The following is a 24,164-nucleotide window of genomic DNA, read 5'->3' on the forward strand; positions in this document are numbered from 1 at the left end:
TACATTGAAATGCCGAGGCAAAAACAAAAGTGTCCTCAGTGCGGTGACAGAACGACACGCGTTCATGATTATCGCATCCAAAAAGTCCAACACCTTAAATGATTTGAACGCACAACCGAGATGTATTACCGAAAACGTAGGTATATTTGTGCCTGAGGAAAGCGTTTGGCGGAGAAGCATCCATTTGTCAAACGTTATCAGCGCTATAAGCCAGAATAGAATCAAGTGAAAACTATTCTTGGAATTACCGAAAAAAATACCCCGATATTATCTCCAAACCTCTTAAATTACTCACCAGTCGAAACTCAATTAAAAATTTCTGTCCCATCTTCACAGCATTCAATTCGTATAAAAATCAATAATCTTATAACCATGACCGCTATTTCCTATCTTGTACCACCCAACCCCGCCCTCCCCAAACCAACAATCCGTCATTTTTCCTCGCAAAACCCAAAATCCTCCTTCCACCTACTGACGGTTTAGACTAGGCAAGTAGGGTTTTTTTGGTAGCCTTTTAGTAGGAGAGACGTTGTATGAAGGGGGAGTGGATGTATGAGTGTGAAGCGGAATGACCCTTGTCCTTGTGGCAGTGGTCAGAAATATAAAAAGTGTTGTCAAGCCAAGGTGACGTATATTGGTGAGATGCATACGGATAAGCTGTGGAACTTGTACGATGAGTTAATCATGTTTTACAATCATTTGATTGAAGAGACGAAGTCGTTTTTCTCGAAAGAAGTGAATGAGGAGATTCCTGATCTCATCGTCGAGCAGCATGTCATTGCGCAGTTTTTCTATGAAACGAATGATCCGCGGGGGCGGAGAACGATGCTGAAGGAATATATTGAGGAGCAGTGTAAAACGGTTCCGATGGTGCCGTCAGTGCGCCAGATCTTTAAAAACTGGGCGCACGTGTCGCCGATGTTGTTGAAGCTTGAAGAGGCGAAGGGAAACGATGTATATGAGGCGATCGACTATTTTTCGACGGAGCCGTTTTCGGTCAAAATCGTTGAGCGTGAAGTACCGCCTTTAGAGGACGGTGTCCTTTATTTCGGCAATATGCTGTCGTTTGGCGATACATTGGTCAGCTTTGCTTTTGATCTTATGCTTCCGTTAGAGCCGTCTGAGCCGATGCTTAGGGTGCTTGAAGAGATGATGGATCAGGTGAATACATATTCGGCAAACGTTTATATGAAGAACAACTATGAAGCCGTCGTTTCGCTCATCTTTGCGGAGATGGATGGTATCGTAGGCAACGAGGAGCTTGAATGGGAAGATGAGGCGCATGAAAACGTGGCAGAGCTTTATATTGCGGCATGTAAATACTTTTTTGCGGGTGCTGATGCAGATGGGTCACTTGGCGCATCACTCTGGCATTCGTTTTGTGAAACGTATCATCCAAACGTGCGCAAGCCGGAGAAATATGCCGCTGGGCTTCATTATTTCATAAACAGTATATATCTTGAGCCGACGACTGCCCCGACCAGGCGGAACTCGCTGAATTTTATGAGACGAGTGCCTCAGGTGTTTCGGAAGTATCGCGGACATTAAGAAATGAATTAATCAATATCATTAGCAAAGAGATGAGTCAAAGCTAATGAGAGCATGCATGTGAAAAAGCCTTCAAGTCGTATGTGTCACGCGACTTGAAGGCTTTTGTATGAGTGAAGCTTATTTAACGATCAACACAGGTACTTTTGAACGCTGAAGTACTTTTGAGCTGACGCTGCCGAGCACGACTTCGCGGAATGGACCGAGGCCGCGGCTGCCCATCACGATAAGGTCAGCATGTTCTGTTTCTGCTTTTTCACAAATGATTGATGCTGGATCACCGAAATCGGAAGATACTTCGTACGTTACCGTTTCATTTTTTAGTACGTCGTTGGCTTTGTCCATGACGTGCTGGCTTTCTTTTTCAAGCACTTCATCCATATTGAGAGGGATGCCGCCCATGCTGTTGATCAATGGGACGTGGTGCTTGATGTGGACAATTTTCAGTGTAGGTGCGTTTTTGCTTTCTTTAGCGATTTTTAGGGCTTCCTGAAGCGCGTCGAATGAGCTTTCAGAGCCGTCGATTGGAACGATCATTGTTTTGTACATCAGTTCGGTCACACCTTTCAGAGATTCGTATGATCAAATAAGGTCTATCTACCTATATTGTACGCCTGCCTAAAATGAACGTCAATGAAAAAAGCGCTTTCTGTCGGTCATTGACGAGGGGTCTATCGGATTTGTGGACTTTTTGTAAAGGGGATAGGCAAGCCAGCGACAATATGGGATAATAGGTTCGTTGTGCTTTTGGTGATCATTTACTTTCATGAAAGGGTTTATACGTATGGCACAAATGGAAACGACGATCTCCCACGCGTCAAGTGCGTGGACACGGAATCAAAAAATATTGATCTTTTCACTGACGCTGCTCACATTCTCGCTCGGGACGAGTGAATTTGTCATCGTCGGTTTATTGCCTGATATGGCGCTCAGTCTTGGTGTCTCGTTGGCGCAGGCAGGGGCGCTCGTGTCTGGCTTTGCGCTCGCTTATGCGCTTGGTACGCCGTTTGCGATTGCGGTGACGAGCCGTTTCCCGAGGCGAATTGCGATGCCGGTGTTGATCGCTATCTTTATTCTCGGCAACTTGCTTAGTGCGCTCGTGTCGGATTATACGTTTTTAATGGGGACGCGCATCATTACCGCGCTCGTCAGCGGTGTGCTCGTGACGCTGGCGCTTAGTATCGGCAGTGAGGAAGCGCCGCCGCATAAACGGGGCGCAGCGATGGCGTTTATTTTTGCCGGCTTTTCGTTTGCGAGTGTGTTCGGTGTACCACTGGGGACGTTTATCGGACAGCTTGGCGGCTGGCCGCTCGCCTTCTGGCTGAACGTCGTGCTCGGTGTCATCGTACTCGTCTTGTTATTGCCGCAAACGACGGAACGCCCGCCGGTTGAGCAGAAGCCGTTTTTCTCCCAGTTTGCTTTATTAAAAGAGCCAAGTCTTTTAGTAGCGTTTGGTATTCCTGTCACTGCGATGGCCGGGACGTACGTCATCTATACGTACATCTCCCCGATTTTCCTTGAAGTGACTGGCATTAAGGAAGCGTACGTCGGTGCAGTGCTTCTTTTATACGGCTTGGCGACGATTTTCAGTAATTTGTATTCGGGACGGATTGCAGATGGGCGGTCATTTCAAGCGCTGAAAGTGACGTTTCTCTTGCAGGCGCTTGCGCTCGCGCTCTTTTATGTAACCGCGCCTTTTCTTATCGTTGGGCTCATTAACTTAATGGTGATTGGGTTCTTTTGTTACTTATTTAACGGGGCGGTTCAGCTGTATTTAATGCAGGTCGCGGAAAAAAAGTTGCCTCATGCGAAAGACTTGGCGGCGTCCTTGCTGCCGGTGTCCGCAAATTTCGGGATTGCGATCGGCTCGGCGATCGGTGGACTTGTCGCAACGAATATCGGGCTCGTTCATACGACGTGGGTCGGCGCGATCTTTATCTTCTTATCTTTTTTGCTGACGACGCTTTTATTAAAAGTGAGGATTTAATGGTTGAAGCACGGTCGTGCACTCGTCTATGCGTGCGCGACTGTGACGAAGCGATTTGGCATCTCCGACATGGAGGTGCCTTTTGTATTTCTTCTAGTTGAATACATAAAATGTCAGTGGACGATTCAAGCTATTGTCAATGATCACCAAAGGAGGCACGAAAATGAAGGAATCATACGGGAAAGACTACAAATGGATTCCGGCGACGTCCGTCGCAAGCGGGCAAGGTGTCGAAGTGATGCCGGATGTGTATTGTTATGTGACGCAGATCGTGAATGTCGTCATGATTGGTCGCCCGAAGCGCAGTGAGTTTGTCCTCATTGATGCAGGTACGCCGGGAGCTGGGAAAGCACTGATCGAAGCGGCGGAAGAACGGTTCGGGCAAGAGGCAAAGCCAAGGGCGGTCATTTTAACGCACGGTCATTTCGACCACGTCGGCGGTGTCATGGAGCTGATCGACAAGTGGGACGTGCCTGTCTATGCGCATCCGCAGGAGCTGCCATTTTTAACGGGGGATACGGCATATCCCGAGCCGGATTCGACCGTGGAGGGTGGCATGCTTGCGAAGGTGGCTCGTTATTTTCCAAATGAGCCGATTCAGCTGCATGATCACGTCCAGCCGTTGCCAGCGCGTGGAGAAGTGCCGGGACTTCCTGATTTTCGCTGGGTGCATACGCCTGGACACACACCGGGTCACATCTCACTTTATCGGGCGGCGGACGGCTTGCTTATTGCGGGTGATGCATTTATTACTGTACGTCAAGACGAGCTGTTTGACGTGGTGACGCAGAAAAAAGAAATCACTGGGCCACCGCGCTATTTTACGACCGATTGGCAGGCGGCGGCACGCTCGGTCGAGGATTTGGCGGCGCTGTCGCCTGCGGTGGCAGTCACTGGACACGGACCGGTCGTTCACGGCGATGAGCTGACGGAAGGGCTGGACAAGCTCGTCCGCCATTTTGATGACCTCACCTTGCCTGATTTCGGCAAATACGTTGATGGTGAAGATGACGAAGCGCCATTTCAATAATTGATCCGATCATCCTCTTTTGCCGACAAAAAGGGGGTTTTTTCGTGACAAAACATGTCGATTTTTGCCCACTTAGGCGTTCTATTTTACAGTCCAACCATGCTAATATAAGAAGGAGAGAGGAGAGAATAATGACATGCAAGACGTATGGAATGGATTTGTAGAACATGTCGTCAATGCGCCGTGGGTAGACATTGGCGTGGCGATTGTGATCTTTTTCTTATTTTTGCTGTTTCGGAAGATTTTCACCCAATATATTTTTAAGCTGATCGTGAAGCTGTCGCGGAAGACGCCGACGGATGTGTTTACGCAGCTGCTGCTGTCGTTTGAACGGCCGTTTCACTGGCTGTGGGTCATCGTCGGGACGTATTTGGCGTTTACGTATTTGCCGTATCCGATTACGAATCATCCATTTGTCCAGCATACGTATGTGTCGTTTTTAATTGCCCTCGTCGGCTGGGGCTTGTACCGCTTTTCTTCACAAAACGCGACGTTTTTACAGCGTTTGGCGCAGAAGACGGATTTAGACGAAGACAGTATGCTCATTCCGTTCGTCTCGAAGGTGCTGCGCTTTATGGTCATCGCGCTCACGATCGTATCGATTATCGGGGAATGGGGCATTCAGATCGGTGCCTTTATCGCCGGGCTTGGTCTTGGTGGTCTTGCTTTTGCCCTAGCGGCGCAGGAGACGGTCGCGAACTTCTTCGGCGGGATCGTCATCATTACCGAGCGTCCGTTTAAAAAGGGTGACTGGATTCAGACGCCGACGGTCGAAGGAACGGTCGAGGACATTACGTTCCGCAGTACGAAGGTGAGGACGTTTGCGGATGCGCTTGAAGTCGTGCCGAATGCGACGATTTCGAAGGAGCCGATTACGAACTGGTCGGAAATGAGCATGCGCCGTGTGTTCTTTACGCTTGGCGTGAGACATCGGACGTCACGCGGTCAGCTCGAGCACTGTCTTGAGGACATCCGTCAGCTCTTACGCAGCCACGACGGCATCGTGTCGCATAACTTCCTCGTTTACTTTGATAAATTTACGGACAATAGCTATGAGCTGTACATTTACTATTTTACGAAAACGACGGTGTGGGCGGAATGGTTTGCGATTAAAGAAGAAGTGAACCTTGAATTGATGAGCATTTTAGAGAATGCTGGTGTGACGATTGCCGCGCCGATCCGTGTGTTGGAGCACAACGATGCGCCGCAGGCAGACGCTGAACAGGAACTTCATGAGCGGAAACCTTATAAAAATACGAATCCAATGCCTTCAGACGGTGTCGCAAAAGATATGGATGCGGCGACTGGGGAAGGCGATGGCGGTGGTGATGGGCAATAACGAATGGGCGGCTGGCAGGTGAGGCGGTTGCTGGCCAGTGTTGTCCGGCGCTCGGTTCGCGTCTATGCTTATTTTTTCGCTAAAGCTTTACGATCGGAGTGGTCATCTTTATCTTACGGTAAGCTGATGCTTGCCGTGAGGACGTATTTCCCGGGAAACGTTTGCAAGCCGACGGAACGCCGACGTTAAAATTGTGTAAACGTGCCCTATAGCTCATGGATGAGCTGTATACTTTAGGAAAAAGGGAAAGGGCTGATGTGACGTGGCAACAATTCGTGCGATTGCGCATCGCGGGTTTCCGGCGTTGTTTCCAGAAAATACGCTTGCAGGATTTCAGGCAGCGGTAGAGCGGGGCTACCAGTACGTAGAGCTTGATGTCCATTTAACGAAGGACGGTGTGCCGGTGGTGACTCACGATCATACTGTTGACCGGACGTCGACGTTGACTGGCAAGGTGAAGGATTTGACGTTGGCTGAGCTGAAGCGTGGTGATTTCGGGAAGGGCGAGCCGATTCCGACATTGGAAGAAGCGCTCGTGTTGCTGAAAGGGAAGGCAGAGGTCGCGATTGAGTTGAAGCAAATGGGGGAGATGTACCCTCGGCTAGAGGAGCGGACGCTTGCTGTGATTGAGGCGACAGCGATGACGGATGACGTGTACGTCAATTCGTTCGACCATTATGCGGTGGAGCGGGTGCGCCGTTTGCATTCGACGATTCGGACAGGGGTGAATTTATTTTGCATTTCGCCGGCGGTCTTTCCCTTCATTCGCCAGCTTAACGCTTGGTCGGTCGCAGTTCACGTGCAGTCACTGACTGCCGAGTTTGTCGAAACGTGCCGGCAGGAGGGCGTACAGCCGATCGTGTGGCCGGTCGATACGGTGGAGGCGTTTCAAGTGATCAAGCCGTTTCCTGAAGTGCTGGCGACGGTGAACGAACTTGACCTTTTTCCGTCGTTTTTAGAGAATGCACATACATAACTGTCTCCGACACGTGAAGGTAAGAACATGGCTGGTGCTCATTAGCGCCAGTTTTTTTATGTCCAATAAATTGATTGGAAAAAGCATGAAATGAAGGGCTCTGTGAAAGCCTAGAGGTGAAAAAGGTTTTTTTCATTGCAGAAACACGTAAACGGTGTCTTTACACTAAAGCGAGCGCGCAGTAAGTTTGCTATACTAAAGAGAGTAAACAAATACAGAAGGTGTTTTTTCTATGAAACCGAAAAAATGGTATCAGTTTGCAGGAGGACGCCTCTTAAAGACAGGTCTTGCGGTGCTGTTGACGGCGCTCATTTGTGACTGGATCGGCTGGCCGCCGATGTTTGCTGTCATTACAGCGATTGTCACAATCGAGCCGACAGCATCCGATTCCATTCAGAAAGCGCTCGTTCGTTTTCCTGCGTCCGTATTAGGGGCAGGCTATGCAATGATTTGTGGTTTTATTTTCCACGAACATCCGCTTGCGTATGCGCTGACAGCGATGGCGACGATCTATACGTGTTATAAATTGAAATTGTATTCGGGTACGCTCGTAGCGACGTTAACGGGTGTGGCAATGGTGTCTACGGTGCACGATGACTATTTATTTTCCTTTTTTATTCGCATGGGCACGACGGGCATCGGGCTGATCGTCTCGTCACTCGTCAATGTGTTCGTTATGCCGCCGGACTATGGCGTGCCGATTTGGCAGCAGCTAATCAATATTCGCAAGCGGGCAAGCTTGCTGCTGCGCATGAAGGCGGGGGAAGAAACGGAGAACGGACCGCACCAAATGAAGGAAACGTTTCAGCAAATGCTGAGAGACATTGAAAAAACGGATACATTTTGCGCCTACCAGAAAAAAGAGTGGAAATTTCACCGCTTTCGCCGCGGACAGGTGCGCGATTTTCATTACGAGCAAAAGCTGCTCGAGTTATTGCGCCAGTTTTCCTATCATTTAGGCCATATGATTTATTTAGCCGATCAAATGGACGACGAGAATGACACAATGTCGCTTGAGCGAAAAATGATGAAGGCGCTTGCCGATGAGCTCGATGATAAACCTCTCGGAAACGAAGCCCAGCAGTTGCAGATTATTCAAGAGCTGGCGACGCATTTCAAAGAGCAGACGCGAGGGATGAACGTCGCAGACGGCTATGGACCGGGGGAAGTCTTTTTTTCTCCGCAAACGTCGTATGCTTATGAATTGCTGTCGATGGTCGATTTAATGGAAGAGATTCAATATATCGAACGGCGCTGGCGGCGTACGCGCCCGAAAAAACACGCTAAGGTGTATGAAACAGGGACGCTGAAGGAATAGAAGCAGCCGGGAGGAGTGCAGTCGTTGTAGGGAAAACAAAAAAATGCTCAAACCACCGTAAGCGGAGGGCTTGAGCATCGTCATGTCATTAGCGGGCAATAAACATCGGCATATCTTCTATTCCAGCCATACGGGCATACGTGAAGAGCTGTCCTTTATGATGAATTTCATGATCTAACGAAGTCGTCAAGTAGACACTGCCTGGCGCTTCCATGATCGGACTTGAAATCATGCTGTTGACCTGTTCTTCTGTTAACGCTTCAAGGTCATTTTTTGTTTTTTCCGTCGCATCGCGAACAATTTTTCGCACATCATCCATCGTTTGAAAATCGTCTTGGATGGTCGGTTCGGCGAATGTACCTTGCTTAACGGACTCAACAAACATATCAGTCGATTGAACGATGTGCACGACGAGATGACCGAGTGACATCGCTCCATTCCACGGCTCATAAACCGTGTGTTCATTGTCAACCTTATCAATCAAGTTAACGAGCGCATTACGGTGACTTAGCCAATGATTTAAGTATGATGCGGTGTTCATCATCAAAAACCTCCATTCTATACTCCATCCCCTCTACTGTACTTTTGTTTACGAGAGAGTGCAAATCATCTGTTTTGCGTAAGTGTGATGGCTTGTTTCATTTGACAGCTTTAGCAGAAGACGTCAAAATTAATAGTATAATTTAGAATATTGGGCATGTTGCGTGCCTTTTTGCAAAGCGACGAGCAGTTTTATTTTAAGAAAACGCTCATGGGTGAGCGGAGAAAAAAAGAGATAGGTGATATTAATGAAACCACGTGTCTATGTGACGAGAAAATTGCCTGATGATGTGATTGAAAGGCTTGCGCAAACGTGTCACGTTCGGATGTGGGAAAGTGAGGAAGAGGCTGTCCCGCGTGACGTTTTCATAGAAGAGCTGAAAGCAGCGGACGGGGCGCTGACGATGCTGACGGAGCAAATAGATCGTTCCGTGCTTGAGGCGGCTCCGAATTTAAGAGTGATCAGCCAAATGGCAGTCGGTTACAACAATATTGATCTAGCGACAGCGACAGCGCGTAAAGTGGCCGTCGTCAATACACCGGGCGTGCTGACCGAAACGACGGCGGATTTAACGTTTGCTTTATTAATGGCGGTCGCACGGCGCATTCCCGAGGCAGAGCGATTTGTCAAAGAAGGAAAATGGAAAACGTGGGCCCCGCTGTTGCTGACAGGCGCTGACGTCCACGGGGCGACGCTCGGCATTCTCGGGTTAGGACGGATTGGGGAAGCGGTGGCTAAACGGGCGCGCGGGTTCGATATGACGGTGCATTATTATAGCCGGACTCGTAAGCCAGACGTCGAGGAAAAGCTTGGTGTCCAGTATCGTTCCTTTGACGAAGTGATAGCGACATCCGACTTTCTGTGTGTGCTGATGCCATACACGAAGGAAACCTATCAGCTGATCGGTCGTGAGGCATTTGCGAAAATGAAGCCGTCGTGCCGGTTGATAAATACTGGACGTGGCGAGATCGTCGATGAAGAGGCGCTTTATGATGCGCTCGTGCAGGGTGAAATTGCTGGGGCAGGGCTCGACGTCTTTACAGAGGAGCCGATTTCTACGGATCACCCACTTTTGCAATTGCCACAAGTCGTTGCACTCCCACACATCGGTAGCGCGAGTGTCGCAACGCGAATGACGATGGCTCATATGGCGGTTGATCATTTAGTCGCCGCGCTGCAAGGGAAGGCACCGAAAGCGCAATTAAATCCGGAAGTGTTGACTAGCTAACGACGTGGATCGTTTACGTTGCTTGCTTTGAAGATGACCTTAATGCGAGAACGCAAAGCCTGCGATCGAACGGTACAGGGTACAGTCGCCGCTATAAGACGATTTTTAGAAAGCCTTTTCATAAAGGATTGTCTGTCAGCTAAAAAAAGGTATGTTAATAGTGTAGGCAAGTTTGCTAGAGGAATGTTCAAAGGCTCGGAAGCAAAGTGAGAACCTTGAAACAATATACGTACAATCGGCGGCAGCAAGGACATGTCGGTTATACAAACGAAAGGACCGATCGAGATGACACGTGAGGAGAAGACAAAATCGTGCTGTACCCCGAATAGAGGACCAGCTGATCAGAAGGCAAAAGAAACAGCAGATGTCGTCGTCGAGCAAGCGGATGCGGGAGATCGTGAAGGAATGATCTGGCTTAATGGTGGAAGCTTTCTGATGGGTACCGACGTTAAAGAAGGCTTTGCGGCTGATGGCGAACGTCCGGCACGCTCTGTGACTGTCGACGGATTTTATATTGATGAAACGTCCGTGACGAACCGGCAGTTTCACCAATTTATAGAGGAAACAGGCTACAAAACGGAGGCTGAAGTGTTCGGCTGGTCGTTCGTTTTTTACATGCTGATCTCTGAGAAGACGGCGAAGCAAGTGACGAAAAAAGTGCAACAGACGCCGTGGTGGTGGGTTGTTGAAGGGGCGTATTGGCGGCATCCGGAAGGGCCGGACAGCTCAGTCGAAGGTCGGTGGGATCATCCGGTGACCCACGTGTCGTGGAACGATGCTGAAGCGTATTGCAAATGGGCGGGGAAGCGTCTGCCGACTGAGGCCGAATGGGAATACGCAGCGCGCGGCGGGCTTGAACAGAGGCGCTTTCCTTGGGGAGATGAGCTTTATACGTCCGAACAGGAGCATCAGTGTAACATTTGGCAAGGGACGTTTCCACAAGAAAATACGCAGGAAGATGGCTATATAAGCACGGCACCTGTACGAGCCTACAAGCCTAATGGATATGGCTTATATAACGTCGTCGGCAATGTGTGGGAATGGTGCACGGATTGGTTTACAAACAACCCGGCTCAATTGACAAAAAACAACCCAACTGGACCAGAGACTGGTATGGCACGTGTGACGAAAGGTGGTTCATATCTATGCCACGATTCGTATTGCAATCGCTATCGAGTCGCTGCTCGAAGCTCCAATACACCTGATAGTTCAACGGGAAATATCGGCTTTCGCTGTGTGGCCGATCGAACGTAAAGCGACGAGATATTTCATGCGCATGTTGGAAAGGCTGTATTCATAAACTTGGAGTAGGCCCAATGGCACGCTCCAAGTTACCGTCTTTTCGTAGTTACCTGATTTACCCATACTGTGGTCTTTTATGACTTTTTAAGTAAGCGTTTACAATTTTTTGAGCCTATTGATTTTGATTCACAGAAGACCAAACACGCTAAGGCTTGATCTTGATTCATACGACGGTCAAGTTGAATTGTGTTCTAAAATCGGCAACAGCTAGCTTTTTCACCATGATAAGGATATCTTTTTTCAAGGCTGCTTTTTTTCAATGAACCAGCCCTTTTATTCACAGCTTGCAAGCCGTCAGTGCTGGCGATATCCGATTGTTTTGTTAATCATCTGTTCTGGTTAGACCATTCGACGATGATCTCTTAGGTCAATTTCTATCGTCAACATGGCTTTTTCATATACCGCTTAATGAACGTATTTTCATATCTATTAAATTTAAAGAAGCCAGACTAGGATAGATGAAATAGGGGTATAGGTTGAATGGATTGGTTCATTCTTCACGAAAGATTCAAGTATTTCCCGTGAGTTTTCTGCTCATTTCGTGTACACTTAAATTGGAAGGTCTTCTGTGAGCAAACATTTGTCTTTTATTTTGGGAAAACAAGTGAATTAAAAGAAAATTCTTTATTTCGGAGTGATGTGATATGAATGTCGCTTTCTTTCTCCTGCCTAAGCAAGAAGTCGCTTTTATATATCATGATTTTACGGTCAGACAGGCGTTGGAAAAAATGAAGTACCATCGTTATTCCTCAATTCCGATTGTCGATCGGGACGGACAATACGTCGGAACGCTTAGTGAAGGCGATTTGCTTTGGCACATTTATGAAACGAACAGCACGCAAGAAGAATTGAGCCGTCAGCCGATCAGCGCCGTCAAACGATATCGGTACTATGAGCCGATCTCCGTGGACGCCAATATGGAGGGTTTGTTTGCGCAAGCCGCCGATCAAAACTTCGTCCCAGTTGTTGACGATGAAGGTCGCTTCATCGGCATTATTCGCAGAAGCGAAATCATCAACGAACTCATGCTAAAAGAAAAGCGGAGCGGCGCACGTTTAGAAACGGAGGACAGAACATCACTTGGCTGAGAAATGGATTTCCACATTTCTCAAGCCAAGAGATTTCTGCTCCGAAGTTTCTGCGCCGCACAGCTAGCCAAAAAGAAAAGCGGAGTGACGCACGAACTGAAGTGTAGGACAGAACATCACCTGGCCGGGAAATGGCTTTTTCATTTCACGAGGCAGGGGATTTCTGCTCCGCAGTCTCAGCGCTCCGCAACTAGCGGAGGCGAGTAGGTATGCTTTGGCAGGAGATGGCTGCTTAACTGATAACTCACCTAAAGGGGAGGAATGAACAATTTTCCTCCTTTTTTGTAATAACTTTTCCTTTTGGCACAAAAAAACGACAGTGACCTGTCGTTTTTTTGTGGCTTGCTATTTTTTTCTGTTTTTGATTGTTTTAATAAAAACAAGCACCATAAATATAAATAAAAAGGCGAACCCGGCGAAAAAAGCAATTTGAGTAACAAAAGTCCAATTCATTATTATGGCTCCCTTTTGTGAGGTAAGTCTATCGGGTCACGTGACATCAACTTATTAGAAAGGCAGTCATTTTTGGCACGCTCATCACCCTTGATGAACGCATTATGTAACGTTACCGACTTAATTCCTCAAAGTTATAGCGAATCATATCATAAATGTCTTTTTCAGATGTGCCATTTTTTTCTAGAAGGTCGAGCTGTGACATATAGACGCCAAGTGCGAAGGATACGAGAGCACTTTTGCTCACACCTAGTTTTTGGGCGCGTTCGTTCAGCTTGGTGTCAAAATCCTCCGAAACTGTCGCCGAAATGCGTTTTTTACTCATTCATATTTCCTCCCGTTCTCTCTTCAAACAGATCCACTCATGATGAGCGTTCCCATCATCTCATCGCCGTTCATTCAGGATTTAACATTCCTCATTATAGGGAAAACAGCAATAAAAAGCAAACAGATGTCGTTAGGAATTGATAGGAAAATGGGAACATTTGATGACATGGATAAAAAGCTTCCGCTTGATCTTCTGCGGGATGTCGTTTGAAAAAGCAAGGGATTGTACTCTGTCGTCAGGATTTGTATAATGCGAAAGAGACTAGTAAAGGAAGGTCGCTCTATGAAAAAAATATGGTTGTTCTTTAGTTTGATCGGTCTAGCTTTGACAGCAGGGTGTCAGCTTGGCCAAGACGATGACACTTATGACGTCATCGTGTATGGAGGAGAGCCAGAAGGCGTAGCTGCAGCCGTAGCCGCCGCGCGAAATGGGGCAGAAACGCTCTTCATTGCGGAGCGGGATGGTCTTGGTGGGCTGATGACCTACGGAATGCTTAACTACTTAGATGTCGCTCGCGATATGAACGAAGCACCGGCAAACGCTGGTATTTTTAAAGAATGGCATGAGCTCGTTGGCAATAAGCCTGCTTTTGATGTAGAAGAAGGAAAAGCAGCCTTTCATCAGCTTGTCGAAGCCGAAGATCATATTACCCTTTGGACGGAGACTGAATTAGCCAGCGTTCAAAAGGAAGGCTCGACGCTGACCGGTTTGAATGTCGTACATAACGGTGAAGAAAAGCTCGTCGAAGCGCGAACGTTCATCGATTCGACACAGGATGCAGATTTATCTGTCGAGGCAGGTGCACCATATACAGTCGGACGTGAGGATACCGGCTTATTAGGGACAAAAATGGCCGTAACGTTAATGATTCATTTAGATCACGTCGACTGGGAAGGTGTAAAGCAGGCGGTGAAGGAAGAGACGTTTGGCGCGGCTGAGATGCTGCACAACACGGCATGGGGGTTTAGTGACCTTCATACCGAATATGAGCCAGTTGAAGAAAATACGCGCTTGCGCGGGTTAAATATCGCCCTGCAAAATGATGGCTCAGTGTACATCAACGCCTTGCAGATTTTCGGCGTCGACGGGCTTGATGATGCGGACAAGCAGGCAGCGATCGAAAAAGGAGAACGGGAAACAGAAGCGATTGTCGCCTTCTTGCGCGATCGATTCCCTGGTTTTGAGGAAGCAGAAATCGCAAGTGTTCCGGATGAGTTGTATGTTCGGGAAACGAGGCATGTGCAATCGGAATATCAGTTGACGATTATGGACGTTTGCGAAAATAAAGATCAATGGGATTCGGTCGGCTTTGGCGCGTATCCGGTAGATGTGCAGGCAACGGGTGTGGATGACTGGGGCATCGTCGTCTGTAACCCGACACAATACGCCGTACCATTTCAGTCATTCGTTCCACTCGAAGTCGACGGTCTGCTCGTCGCCAGTCGTTCCGCTGGCTATACGTCGCTTGCGGCCGGCAGTGCACGGGTCATTCCGATCGGGATGACGGCAGCTCAGGCAGCCGGGACAGCGGCGGCACGGCTTAGTGAAGAGCCTGCTGAACGCACCTTGCGTGAGGTCGCACACGATAAGGTATGGATTGGCAATTTACAAGCGACTTTAATTGAGCAAGGGGCAAACGTTTATCCGTTTGATCTTCCTCATATGTACGAAGGCGAATGGTTCTACCCGGGTATTCAGACGGTTATGCGCTATGGTATGCTGAAAGGAGGCTACCAAAACGATATTGGTGCCGAAGATCCGATGGCTTCAGGAGAGTTCCATGGGACGTTTAAGGAAATTTTACGAAGAACAAACCCCAAAAATCCGCCTGCGTACCCAGAAGTGGCAGCGACGGAAGGAAACGTTACGCGGTCTGAAGCTGCGCGTGTCGTGCTTTTACTAGAAGGGATCACACCCGGCGCTAACCCGTGGGAAGCAGCGCGGAACGAAGGGCTCATTTCGGGGGCGCTTTACAGCCGCGTGAATGAAAATCGCACACTGGCGAAAAAAGAAGTGTATGCTATCATGGGCGAAGTGATTGAACGCGCAGAAAGTAAGACACCGTAACATAGTGCAGGCGAATGTTTTTTTAAAAGTGTATGAGAGGCTATTTTTCTTTTCAATAGAATCCCCACAGACTCATATGTTTGTGGGGTTTTCATATCATGGAATTTGATTTTTGAAGAATTGGTAAAAAGAAGTATATCTACCAAAGCGTACTGACGTCATAAACCGACAGATGCGTTCATGACGAGTCGAATGGTATAGGAGACGCTCTTTGTCATTCTATAGGATATTGCATTGATCTCTAATTATATTTTTATACTAGCGTCAAGAAAAAGTGAACAGCACAAACAGATGCGCTCGCTTTTTCACAATTGTTAAGGCGTAGTTGGCCTGCATAGGGGGCGGTCACGCGCTTCAAGTAAGATGAAGATAAGAGAGGGAGAATCGTTGATGAAACGAAAGTTAATGGCCGTGACAACAGCGGCTGTAATCGGCTTGCAAGGGAGCTTCATGCTTGCCCCGCAGGAAGCCTCCGCGTTGTCAAACCGGCAAAGTTCGGACAGTTATCATCTTTCACCGGGGGTAGAATATTCAAAGCATCAGTATCATGATGGAGGGTCCAATCGACAAGCGGTGAATGTCCTAAGTGTTGATTTAACAGATGAGTTTACTAGACTCGATATCAACCTGCCAGGAAGACTACAGACGACGACCAATCAAGCGAAAGAAAAGCATAAAGAAGGCAATCAAGTCGTCGGTGCGACGAACGCCGCCTTTTTTAACTTTTCTTCCGGTTTACCCGTCAACCTAATCGCGTTAAACAACGTCCTCGTCAATCGAGGGATTATCGGGAAAGACGCAAATAGTCCGACGAATACCCGTGTGGCTTTTGGTGTTGATAAAGACGGAAAAGGGCGCGTTCACAGCTTCCAGATTGGGATGAACCTCGATGTGAACGGGAAAAAGATGAACATTTCGCAAGTCAATGGCGAGCGAAGTGAAGGAGATACGGTTCTTTATACGCCTGCTGTCAGCTCCACTGGTACAAATCCGTGGGGAGTTGAAGTCGTCGTTGACGGAATCGGTAAAAGCGTTACGAGCGTTCCATTTGGAGAAACGGTCACAGGTACGGTCAAGAAAATTACATACAATGGCGAAGGCGGTAATGCGACTGTACCCCGAGGCGGCTTCGTCTTGTCCATGCACGGAAAAGAAGCTGAAAAATACATTGAAGGCTTAAAAGAAGGAGACGACATCTCCTTTACGAACACGATCAACGAACCATGGCTCGGCGCGGAATACGTGATGGCTGCGGGACCGATGCTCGTTGATAACGGCAGACCGAACATTACGATGAACACGGGCAGCTCGTTTGCAAAAGGACGCCATCCACGAACTGCGATTGGCGTTGACAAGTCCGGTGAGAACGTATTTATGGTGACGATCGACGGACGTCAGCCAGGCTACAGCTCTGGTGCGACCTTAAATGAGCTGGCGAATTACATGATTTCGCTCGGCGCTCATGACGCGATCAACCTTGATGGCGGCGGCTCTACTGCGATGTCTATACGTGACCTTGGCACGTTTAGCCCTGCACTCATTAACAAGCCATCGGACGGTGCGGAGCGTGGCGTTTCGGCGACCTTGCAGGCGATCTCCACGGCGCCGACCGGAGATCCTGAAACGATCAAGTTTTCCAAAGAGGCCGAAGGAAAAATCGTTAAAGGCACCTCGCTTGATCTCATGTTTGATTATGCTTTAGACGAATATTACAACACAGTTCGCGTAGACGATTCCGATATAAACTACGATGTGACCGGTGGCGTCGGTGACATCTCCGGAAAGACGTTTACCGCGACGAACGCTGGCAAGGGGAAAATTGTCGCCCGTGTTGGTGATGCGACTGGCGAGATTGATGTCACAGTCGTCTCCGACTTTGACAAGCTGGCCGTGACACCGGAAGCGTTAGTCTTCGGAAAAAACGCGAGCGTCCAGCTCACCGCCCAAGCACTTGAAAACAACGGCGAGGAATTGGTATTTGATCCGAGCACGGTCAAGTGGGAGGTTGAAGGTGATGTTGGTACGATCGATGACAACGGTAAGTTCACCTCCGGCAATCAAGCAGGTCAAGGTCATGTCATTGCTTCCGTTGGTGACGTGACGACGAAGGTACCGGTGCAAATTGCGTCCGGGCCATTGCCAGTGTCAAGTCTTGACTCTGTAAACGGCTGGACGGCGTCGGCGGCTCGTGCGAAAGCCTCCATTTCAGCTGAAAAAGACCGTAAAAAAGAAGGTCAAGGTTCCTTACAGATCGATTACGACTTTACGGGCGATGAAACAGGAACAAAAACCGCTTATGCCATTGCGAAAGACCCGCTTGCGCTAAAAGGGCAGCCGCGTCAGCTTGGTGCTTGGGTTTATGGTGATGGAAACACGAATTGGCTGCGTGGCGTCATTGTGGATGGCAAGGGAGAGCGTCACACAATCGACTTTACGGAGCGCGATAAGATGAACTGGACAGGCTGGAAGTATGTGACGGCAGATGTACCGAAGAACGCACCTCTTCCGCTGTCATTTGAGCGCATCTATATCGCACAGCCAGATGACAAGCATCAAGACAAAGGGACGGTGTACGTCGACCAGCTCGATGCCATTTACTCCGACGATTTCACAGAACCCGTGTCAATCTCGTTTTCCGATTTGAGCACAAGTCACTGGGCGTACAGCTACATTCGCGACTTGGCTGCACAGCGCGTGATCACAGGCTTTCCAGACGGCACATTTAAGCCAGAAGCGAGTCTGACCCGTGCGCAAGCTGCGATCATGCTTGTCCGTGATCAAGGGATCACGCCAGGTGGAAGCGCCAATTTCTCAGATGTCGCTTCGAGCCACTATGCAGCTGAAGAAATTGCTGCGGCTGTCGACGCCGGACTTTTGAACGGGCGTTCGGAAACAACATTCGCACCAGATGCGCCGCTCAAGCGTGCCGAGCTCACAGCACTTCTCCAACGAGCGTATAACGTCGGTGGAGAGGCAGACACGAACTTCTCCGATGTGCCTTCCAGCCATTGGGCAAGTGCCGTCATTTCTCAGCTCGCCTCGGCAGATATCGTTAACGGCTATCCAGACGGTACTTTCCGTCCTGAGCGTGCAACGACCCGCGCTGAGTTTTCGAAACTGATGGGCAGCGTGAAAAACTAAAGATCAAAGCAAAGAAACAAGGATTGCCTTCCCTTCATAAACGAAGGAGCAATCCTTGTTTTTCGGTCGTTTGCTTTTTCGAAGCATAAAAACGCCCCGTTCCACGATCGGACCTATGCCGATCGTTAAACGAGGCGTTTGTTTCATAGATCACTACATTGGCAGCGACGTGTTCTCTTTTTGCTTTTCCTTTGTTGTCTCCTGATCAGCCCACGGCAGTTTTTCGGGAACGCGCCGAAAAAAATCCAAGCCCGCGACCAATATTTCATCGCGACGCCGACAACGAGCCACGACACGGCAAGTGAGACGACGAAACCGCCGATATTTCGAACGTGATAAAGAATCGGATGCCCCGTGTCGATATATTCCCGATATAAATGAAGCGGCAACACGTGAAGCAAATACACACCGAATGAAACGACCCCAAGATGAAGCAGCGCTTTAACGACTTTGCTTGATGCATGCTTATACATCGCATAGGCGACTTGCATTAAAACGAGCGCAGACAGAAATGTGTGGCCATTCCAGAAAAATTCAAAGATGAGCGTATCCGCGGTATACACACCGGTGCGATACAAGTATTGGACGGTGACATGTCCTACGGAGAAGAATGCCCAGCCGACCCATAAAGCGGCTGTCCAAAACCAGAAGCGCCGTGGCGTTTGCGATCTTGACAACGCAAAGAATTGTTCAAACTTCGGATAATTCATACCGACTGTGACACCCATTAAATAGTAGGCAATATATGAAAAGGCGACGCTCCCTTTATATTCCGACGGCAAAATGCCGTATTTGACACCGAAGACGTAAGCCCACTGAATCAGAAAGCCGACCCAGAAGGCATGCTTCGACGCGGACGGGTACTTTTTAAAGAACATCAGAAAAAACGGAAATAGAAGATAAAATTGGATCGAAATAAAGACAAAATATAAATGCCCGCTCGCTTTCCCGATCAGAAAGTCGAAAATAAATTGACGGGCAATCTCTTCAGACGTCATCCATTGCTGTAAGAGAGGTATCTTCTGCCAAAAATAAATGAGCGAAAAAATCGCATAGGGCAATAAAATAAAGGCGAGCCGGCGTTTATAAAAATGCTTGAGCAGCCCGGGCTTCAAAGGTCTTTTACTGTATGAATAAAAGAGCACGAGGCTGCTGAGGAAAATAAACGTCGGCGTCCCGAATTTGAAGAAAATGTTGACGAAATTGTACACGATGAACGTATCCGAACCGGAAGATTGCAGGTCAACGATTGCGGTAGACGTCGCATGAACGAGCAGAACACCAATAATTGCTAAAGCGCGTGTCAAGTAAATTTCTTGAATGTGTTTTTGTGAAGCCATAAGCCATGCTCCTTTTTCATCTCGACGTCATTTATGGTGCCGATGAAGACACCCGCTGCCCTTTGTTGTCGACCGGTGTTTCTGTCGTCCGTTCTTTTTTCGGCATTCGCTTCGGCTTCGCACCGAAAAGAATCCAGTAGCCAGGGATAAACTTCATGACGAGTCCGACGACAATCCAAGATACGACAAGCGATACAGCAAATCCACCGGCAATAAACAGATGATACATGACTGGGTCACCGGTTTGAAACGTCGTATTGTATTTGTTGAGCACAAGTAAATGAAGCAAGTAGATGCCAAACGATGTGACCCCAAGGTGCATCAACGTATTGACGAGCCATGGCGCCCATTTACGATAAATGACAAACGACACTTGCAGAAGCATGAACGCTGACAAGTACGTATGCGCATTCCAAAACAGCTGATACGTCATTTGACTCGGAGCAGCTAGTCCAGTCCGTGACAAATACTGTACGTAAATATGTCCAAATGCAGCGGCGGCCCAGGCAAGCCATAATAAGGCGGTCCAAACACCCCACTTCGAGCGCAATGCGTCACGCGTCGCTGAAAAGAAACGCTCGACTTTGTCAAAATGCATGCCGAGTGTGACGCCGGTAAAATAGTAAGCCATATACGATAGAGAAATGCTCATGCGATTCTCGACTGTCACCCAGCCTTGTTCAAGACTGAAGACGAAAGCCCACTGAATGAGGAAGCCTATCCAAAACGCATGGATGGACCAGCGGGGGAACTTTTTAAAAAACCAGAGAAACAGTGGAAACATGAGATAAAATTGAATCGAGATAAATACGAAATACAAATGAGAGCTCGCTTTTCCGATCATGAGCCGTTTGAAAAATTCGCTCAGCATCTCATCCTGTGCCAAATACGTTGCGTATACATCATAATGGTACAAAAAATACATGACGGAAAACAATACATATGGCAAAATAATATACAGCATACGCCGCTTATAAAACGACGCCATCAATTTCCCCGTCAGCGGTCGAGCAGAATAACTGTAAAATAAGACGAAGCTGCTGAGCAGAATAAACGTCGGCGTGCCGTATTTAAAAAACGTGTTAATGGCATTGTAAAAACCGTAATAAGCGGTTCCTTTCATGTCAATGATCGTATATGAAGTCGCGTGCACGATAAGCACACCTAAAATCGCAATCGCGCGCGTCACATAAATTTCATTAATGTGCCTTGGTTTTGTTTGCACCGTGCATAAGCTCCTTTCCATAAGGCATCACATGTCATTTCTTCGTTTATCGAAACAGATTTACGAACGTAGCCCTACATCCTTCTATCATGCCGGATGAGTGCGTCTTTGACAATAGGAAACCTTGAAATGGAAAGAAGAGAACAGAAAAGGAAAAAGTAGCGACGGGAATGCATTTGGTGTGGCGAATGGTATAGAAATAGAGAATTTTTGAGGAGGCAAGGTCTTAGCAGTAAGACATATCAAACTATGAAAAACATCCCGCCTTTTTTACTAAGAATTTTAGTGACACTAGGCTTGATGAGTATTCTCATCGGTGCCGGTTATTTATTGATTTACCAAATGGGTTTTGCCCAATACGAGCTTCCTGATGACCAGCAAGCGTTAATTGATACATATGGTACGACTGCTGAGACACCTGCGCTTGAAGACAGCTATGACGTCATCGTCGTTGGTGGTGAGCCAGAGGGTGTTGCGGCGGCTGTTGCGGCTGGACGGAATGGTGCGAAAACGCTCTTAGTTGAGCATCGTGATGGCTTGGGCGGCTTATTTACTTACGGCTGGCTGAATTATTTAGATATGACACTCAATCACGATGAAGAAAATGTCGCTCGCGGTTTGTTTAATGAGTGGCACAGCCTTGTCGGTGGCGAAGAAGTTTTCCATATCGATGTTGCGAAGGCAGCCTTTATGAAAATGATCGCCGATGAAGAAAATGTGACGCTCGCCTTGAATACGACAGTGGAGAAGCCGCTAGTTGCTGATGACCTCGTGAACGGGGTCACGCTGACGCACGACGGAGAGACGAAGGATGTTATGGCGCATCGCGTCATCGATGCGACGCAAGATGCTGATCTCGCTGTTGCTGCCGGGGTCTCTTACACGTACGGTGCGGAAGACATTAATCAAGACGGAGCGATGGCCGTGACGCCGGTCATTCGTTTATCTGGTGTGGATTGGTTTAAAGTGCGCGAAGCGGCGAAACAGGAGCTGTTTGGTACGGCAACAGTGTCCGACATTACCGCACACGGATTTTCTGAGCTTCATACGATGTACACGCCGTCTCAGGATGGGATGCGGCTCCGTGGGTTAAACTTAGCGCGCGTCGGCAAAGATGAAGTTTATATAAACGCACTTCATTTGTTTGGTGTGAACGGTACAGTGGAAGCAGAAGTCGAAGCGGCGATGGAACGGGGACAGCGCGAAACAGTTAGCGTGCTTGCGTATTTGCGTCAGCATTTTCCTGGGTTTGAAGAAGCGGAGATCGAAGCCTTCCCGCCGGAGTTTTACGTGCGGGAGACGCGTCATATCGACGCCCTTTACGAATTGCAAATGAGCGACATTTGGGCGAATCGCGATTTTCAAGATACGATTGCGATCGGTGGCTACCCTGTCGACGTCCAGGCGACCTCAGCCAACAATACAGGCTACGTCATTTCCAACCCAGACCAATTCGGCATTCCGTTCCGCTCCATCGTACCGCAGGACAAGCTGAATATGCTCGTCGTCGGTCGTTCAGCCGGCTTTTCATCGATTGCCTCAGGGAGTGCGCGCATCGTGCCGACAGGCATGGCGATTGGGCAAGCGGCTGGTACAGCGGCGGCTCAGAGCATCGCCGAAGCGCTTGATTTTCATGCCTTCGCAGAAAGTGAGGAGCAGATCGAACAGCTCCGGCAGACATTAGTAGCTCAAGACCAATACATTCCGCGCTTTGAGGCTGATTACCCATACAAAGGTCATCCGGCCGACGAAGCCATTCAGACGTTAATGAATTACGGCGTACTCGTTGGTGGCTACAATAACGACTTGAATCTCGACAGTGCGTTGAACCACCATAGCTTCGTCAATCTCATCCGCGAGCTCGTCAAACGAAGCAATGCCGAACTCTTTCAAGCAAACGAGCAGCATATGGTTGATTTGAATGATTTTATTTATAACGAAGAACCTAAAAACTTAACACCGGAAAAAAGTGCCGAGGTAATATATGCTGCCTTCGGTGAAACTGGCGAGCCAACGTGGGAAGGATTAACTGCATTTTTGTCCGCAGACACGATCGCTCAGTTTGCAACCAATGAAACGTTGACCCGCGCTGAGGCATATATCATTTTGGCTGATTTGTTAGAGACGGTGAATGAGGAATCATAAGAGGTGGTATGTCCAATGAGAAGAGCACACCTAGGCAAAGAAGGTGTGCTCCGCTTGTTGTTGAACGCTTTTAGCCGTCGGTGTGAAAGCGCTAAGTCTCTTATGAACTGAGGTTTCTATTTGTGTCTTCGCTGTTTTAAGGCATTCGGAAAATGGTAGCCGTTAGATTTAAAAATAAGAAGGGAAGATTAAATTTTTCATTGTATCAAGGGGTTTTTCAAAAGGTACATCCGTAGAATGGTTTTATGAAGGTGGCTGATGAGATTGAAGATGCGCTGCGTACCTATTCAGGTTGACATCCTTTAGCCATCGGCTGAATTTAAGCAGTGGCTTTTGTCTTTAGTCTCCACTTGGGTCATTAAGTGCAAACAGTATGTCATAAGCGCCAAGTAGATTTGAGTTTTAGATCACTTTATCTCTCATTGCATAAAATGCTTTAACATTTAATTTTAAAAAATCGTTATCTCTCATTATTTATTGGAATTACCAATATATCTAATTTTAAAAATATAGTGTATAATAATTGAAAGGATTATATTTGGTAATAATGGTTAAATTTTTAAACTAGAATTTCATTATAAGGGGTGTTTTTTCAATGCAAAGGCAATGTAAAGGCGAGAGTTATAAAGAAGCTGCTGCGATCTCTTATATCCATATTTCTATGTTAGGTAGAGCCAAAAAGCTTAAGAAAAAGCAAGAGATTAAGTTGAATAAAGAAAAACTCTTACTAAATGAACAATTAAAATACAGCGAACAAAAAGAATTATTAGACTGTATCACTGATCATAAGAATTATTTAGAAGATTATGTTGTGTCTAAAATCATGTTAAGAGAGTTTATGAAACTGCTAACTAATAAAGAAAAAAAGATTGTACAAATGTCAATTTACGATGATAAAAAAATAAAAGATATATGCGAATGCCATAATATTTCGAAAAATACAGTTCTTAAACAAAAACGAAATGCTTTAAAAAAAATCGAAGCACATATTTTAGATAATTATAATGAGTGAATGAATTTCATAATTCTAAGGTCTTGCCACGCAAGGCTTCCGAGACATAAAAAAGGAAGTACCTCCCCAAATTCTGTATAATGGTAGTCGACGAAA

18 protein-coding genes and 1 pseudogene are annotated in these 24,164 nt (G+C 47.6%); 14 read left to right on the plus strand and 5 right to left on the minus strand.

Going from position 1 to position 24,164, the window contains the following annotated elements; genetic code table 11:
* Both G4V62_RS20065 and G4V62_RS16630 read left to right on the plus strand, forming a co-directional pair.
* Positions 1–216, plus strand: a pseudogene (locus G4V62_RS20065) (transposase family protein); the annotation flags it as partial.
* Between the two features lie 336 nt (positions 217–552).
* Complete coding sequence (locus G4V62_RS16630) at positions 553–1,548, plus strand: YecA family protein (RefSeq protein WP_165204331.1); 996 nt, start codon at positions 553–555, stop codon at positions 1,546–1,548.
* Positions 1,549–1,668: 120 nt separating this feature from the next.
* Here G4V62_RS16630 and G4V62_RS16635 read toward each other — a convergent pair whose 3' ends face one another.
* Entirely contained in the window at positions 1,669–2,097 is a 429-nt protein-coding gene (locus G4V62_RS16635; RefSeq protein ID WP_165204334.1) for a universal stress protein, read from the minus strand.
* Positions 2,098–2,332: 235 nt separating this feature from the next.
* Between G4V62_RS16635 and G4V62_RS16640 the strand changes: the two genes are divergently transcribed.
* From G4V62_RS16640 to G4V62_RS16660, 5 genes are all read left to right on the plus strand, one after another.
* A complete protein-coding gene (locus tag G4V62_RS16640; protein ID WP_165204337.1) occupies positions 2,333–3,535 on the plus strand; it encodes an MFS transporter in 1,203 nt (400 codons plus the stop codon).
* 163 nt (positions 3,536–3,698) lie between these two features.
* Positions 3,699–4,565 (plus strand): MBL fold metallo-hydrolase, encoded by an 867-nt coding sequence (locus tag G4V62_RS16645; RefSeq protein WP_165204340.1) that lies wholly within the window; start codon positions 3,699–3,701, stop codon positions 4,563–4,565.
* Positions 4,566–4,701: 136 nt separating this feature from the next.
* On the plus strand, positions 4,702–5,904 hold the full coding sequence (locus tag G4V62_RS16650; RefSeq protein ID WP_165204343.1) for a mechanosensitive ion channel family protein: 1,203 nt from the start codon (positions 4,702–4,704) through the stop codon (positions 5,902–5,904).
* 262 nt (positions 5,905–6,166) lie between these two features.
* Positions 6,167–6,880 carry a glycerophosphodiester phosphodiesterase gene (locus G4V62_RS16655; protein ID WP_165204346.1) on the plus strand — a complete coding sequence of 238 codons (714 nt, stop codon included), beginning with the start codon at positions 6,167–6,169 and terminating at the stop codon, positions 6,878–6,880.
* Between the two features lie 232 nt (positions 6,881–7,112).
* Positions 7,113–8,198 carry an aromatic acid exporter family protein gene (locus G4V62_RS16660; RefSeq protein WP_165204349.1) on the plus strand — a complete coding sequence of 362 codons (1,086 nt, stop codon included), beginning with the start codon at positions 7,113–7,115 and terminating at the stop codon, positions 8,196–8,198.
* A gap of 88 nt (positions 8,199–8,286) precedes the next feature.
* Here the strand turns inward: G4V62_RS16660 and G4V62_RS16665 are convergent, their stop codons facing one another.
* The gene (locus G4V62_RS16665) at positions 8,287–8,739 is read right to left on the minus strand and encodes a DinB family protein (RefSeq protein WP_165204352.1); all 453 of its coding nucleotides are present in this window, start codon (positions 8,737–8,739) and stop codon (positions 8,287–8,289) included.
* 247 nt (positions 8,740–8,986) lie between these two features.
* Here G4V62_RS16665 and G4V62_RS16670 point away from each other — a divergent pair, with 247 nt between their 5' ends.
* From G4V62_RS16670 to G4V62_RS16680, 3 genes are all read left to right on the plus strand, one after another.
* A complete protein-coding gene (locus tag G4V62_RS16670) occupies positions 8,987–9,967 on the plus strand; it encodes a 2-hydroxyacid dehydrogenase (RefSeq protein WP_165204355.1) in 981 nt (326 codons plus the stop codon).
* 252 nt (positions 9,968–10,219) lie between these two features.
* Positions 10,220–11,221, plus strand: coding sequence for a formylglycine-generating enzyme family protein (locus G4V62_RS16675; protein ID WP_212508816.1), 1,002 nt, complete (start codon positions 10,220–10,222; stop codon positions 11,219–11,221).
* Between the two features lie 692 nt (positions 11,222–11,913).
* Positions 11,914–12,357: a CBS domain-containing protein gene (locus tag G4V62_RS16680; RefSeq protein WP_165204358.1), complete on the plus strand. Its 444-nt coding sequence runs from the start codon at positions 11,914–11,916 to the stop codon at positions 12,355–12,357.
* Positions 12,358–12,922: 565 nt separating this feature from the next.
* Here the strand turns inward: G4V62_RS16680 and G4V62_RS16685 are convergent.
* Positions 12,923–13,135: a CopG family transcriptional regulator gene (locus tag G4V62_RS16685; protein WP_165204361.1), complete on the minus strand. Its 213-nt coding sequence runs from the start codon at positions 13,133–13,135 to the stop codon at positions 12,923–12,925.
* A 285-nt stretch (positions 13,136–13,420) separates the two neighbouring features.
* Between G4V62_RS16685 and G4V62_RS16690 the strand changes: the two genes are divergently transcribed.
* Together G4V62_RS16690 and G4V62_RS16695 are read left to right on the plus strand one after the other, a co-directional pair.
* Entirely contained in the window at positions 13,421–15,205 is a 1,785-nt protein-coding gene (locus G4V62_RS16690) for an FAD-dependent oxidoreductase (RefSeq protein ID WP_165204364.1), read from the plus strand.
* A gap of 390 nt (positions 15,206–15,595) precedes the next feature.
* Positions 15,596–18,346, plus strand: coding sequence for an S-layer homology domain-containing protein (locus tag G4V62_RS16695; protein WP_165204367.1), 2,751 nt, complete (start codon positions 15,596–15,598; stop codon positions 18,344–18,346).
* Positions 18,347–18,489: 143 nt separating this feature from the next.
* Here the strand turns inward: G4V62_RS16695 and G4V62_RS16700 are convergent, their stop codons facing one another.
* Together G4V62_RS16700 and G4V62_RS16705 are read right to left on the minus strand one after the other, a co-directional pair.
* Positions 18,490–19,686: an acyltransferase gene (locus tag G4V62_RS16700; protein WP_165204370.1), complete on the minus strand. Its 1,197-nt coding sequence runs from the start codon at positions 19,684–19,686 to the stop codon at positions 18,490–18,492.
* Positions 19,687–19,717: 31 nt separating this feature from the next.
* The gene (locus G4V62_RS16705) at positions 19,718–20,911 is read right to left on the minus strand and encodes an acyltransferase (RefSeq protein ID WP_165204373.1); all 1,194 of its coding nucleotides are present in this window, start codon (positions 20,909–20,911) and stop codon (positions 19,718–19,720) included.
* A 249-nt stretch (positions 20,912–21,160) separates the two neighbouring features.
* Here G4V62_RS16705 and G4V62_RS16710 point away from each other — a divergent pair, with 249 nt between their 5' ends.
* Together G4V62_RS16710 and G4V62_RS16715 are read left to right on the plus strand one after the other, a co-directional pair.
* On the plus strand, positions 21,161–23,056 hold the full coding sequence (locus G4V62_RS16710; protein WP_165204376.1) for an FAD-dependent oxidoreductase: 1,896 nt from the start codon (positions 21,161–21,163) through the stop codon (positions 23,054–23,056).
* Positions 23,057–23,651: 595 nt separating this feature from the next.
* Positions 23,652–24,068 (plus strand): LuxR C-terminal-related transcriptional regulator, encoded by a 417-nt coding sequence (locus G4V62_RS16715; RefSeq protein WP_165204379.1) that lies wholly within the window; start codon positions 23,652–23,654, stop codon positions 24,066–24,068.
* Positions 24,069–24,164 lie beyond the last annotated feature (96 nt).

Source organism: Litoribacterium kuwaitense, from assembly GCF_011058155.1.
GTDB classification, from domain to species: Bacteria; Bacillota; Bacilli; order Bacillales; family DSM-28697; genus Litoribacterium; species Litoribacterium kuwaitense.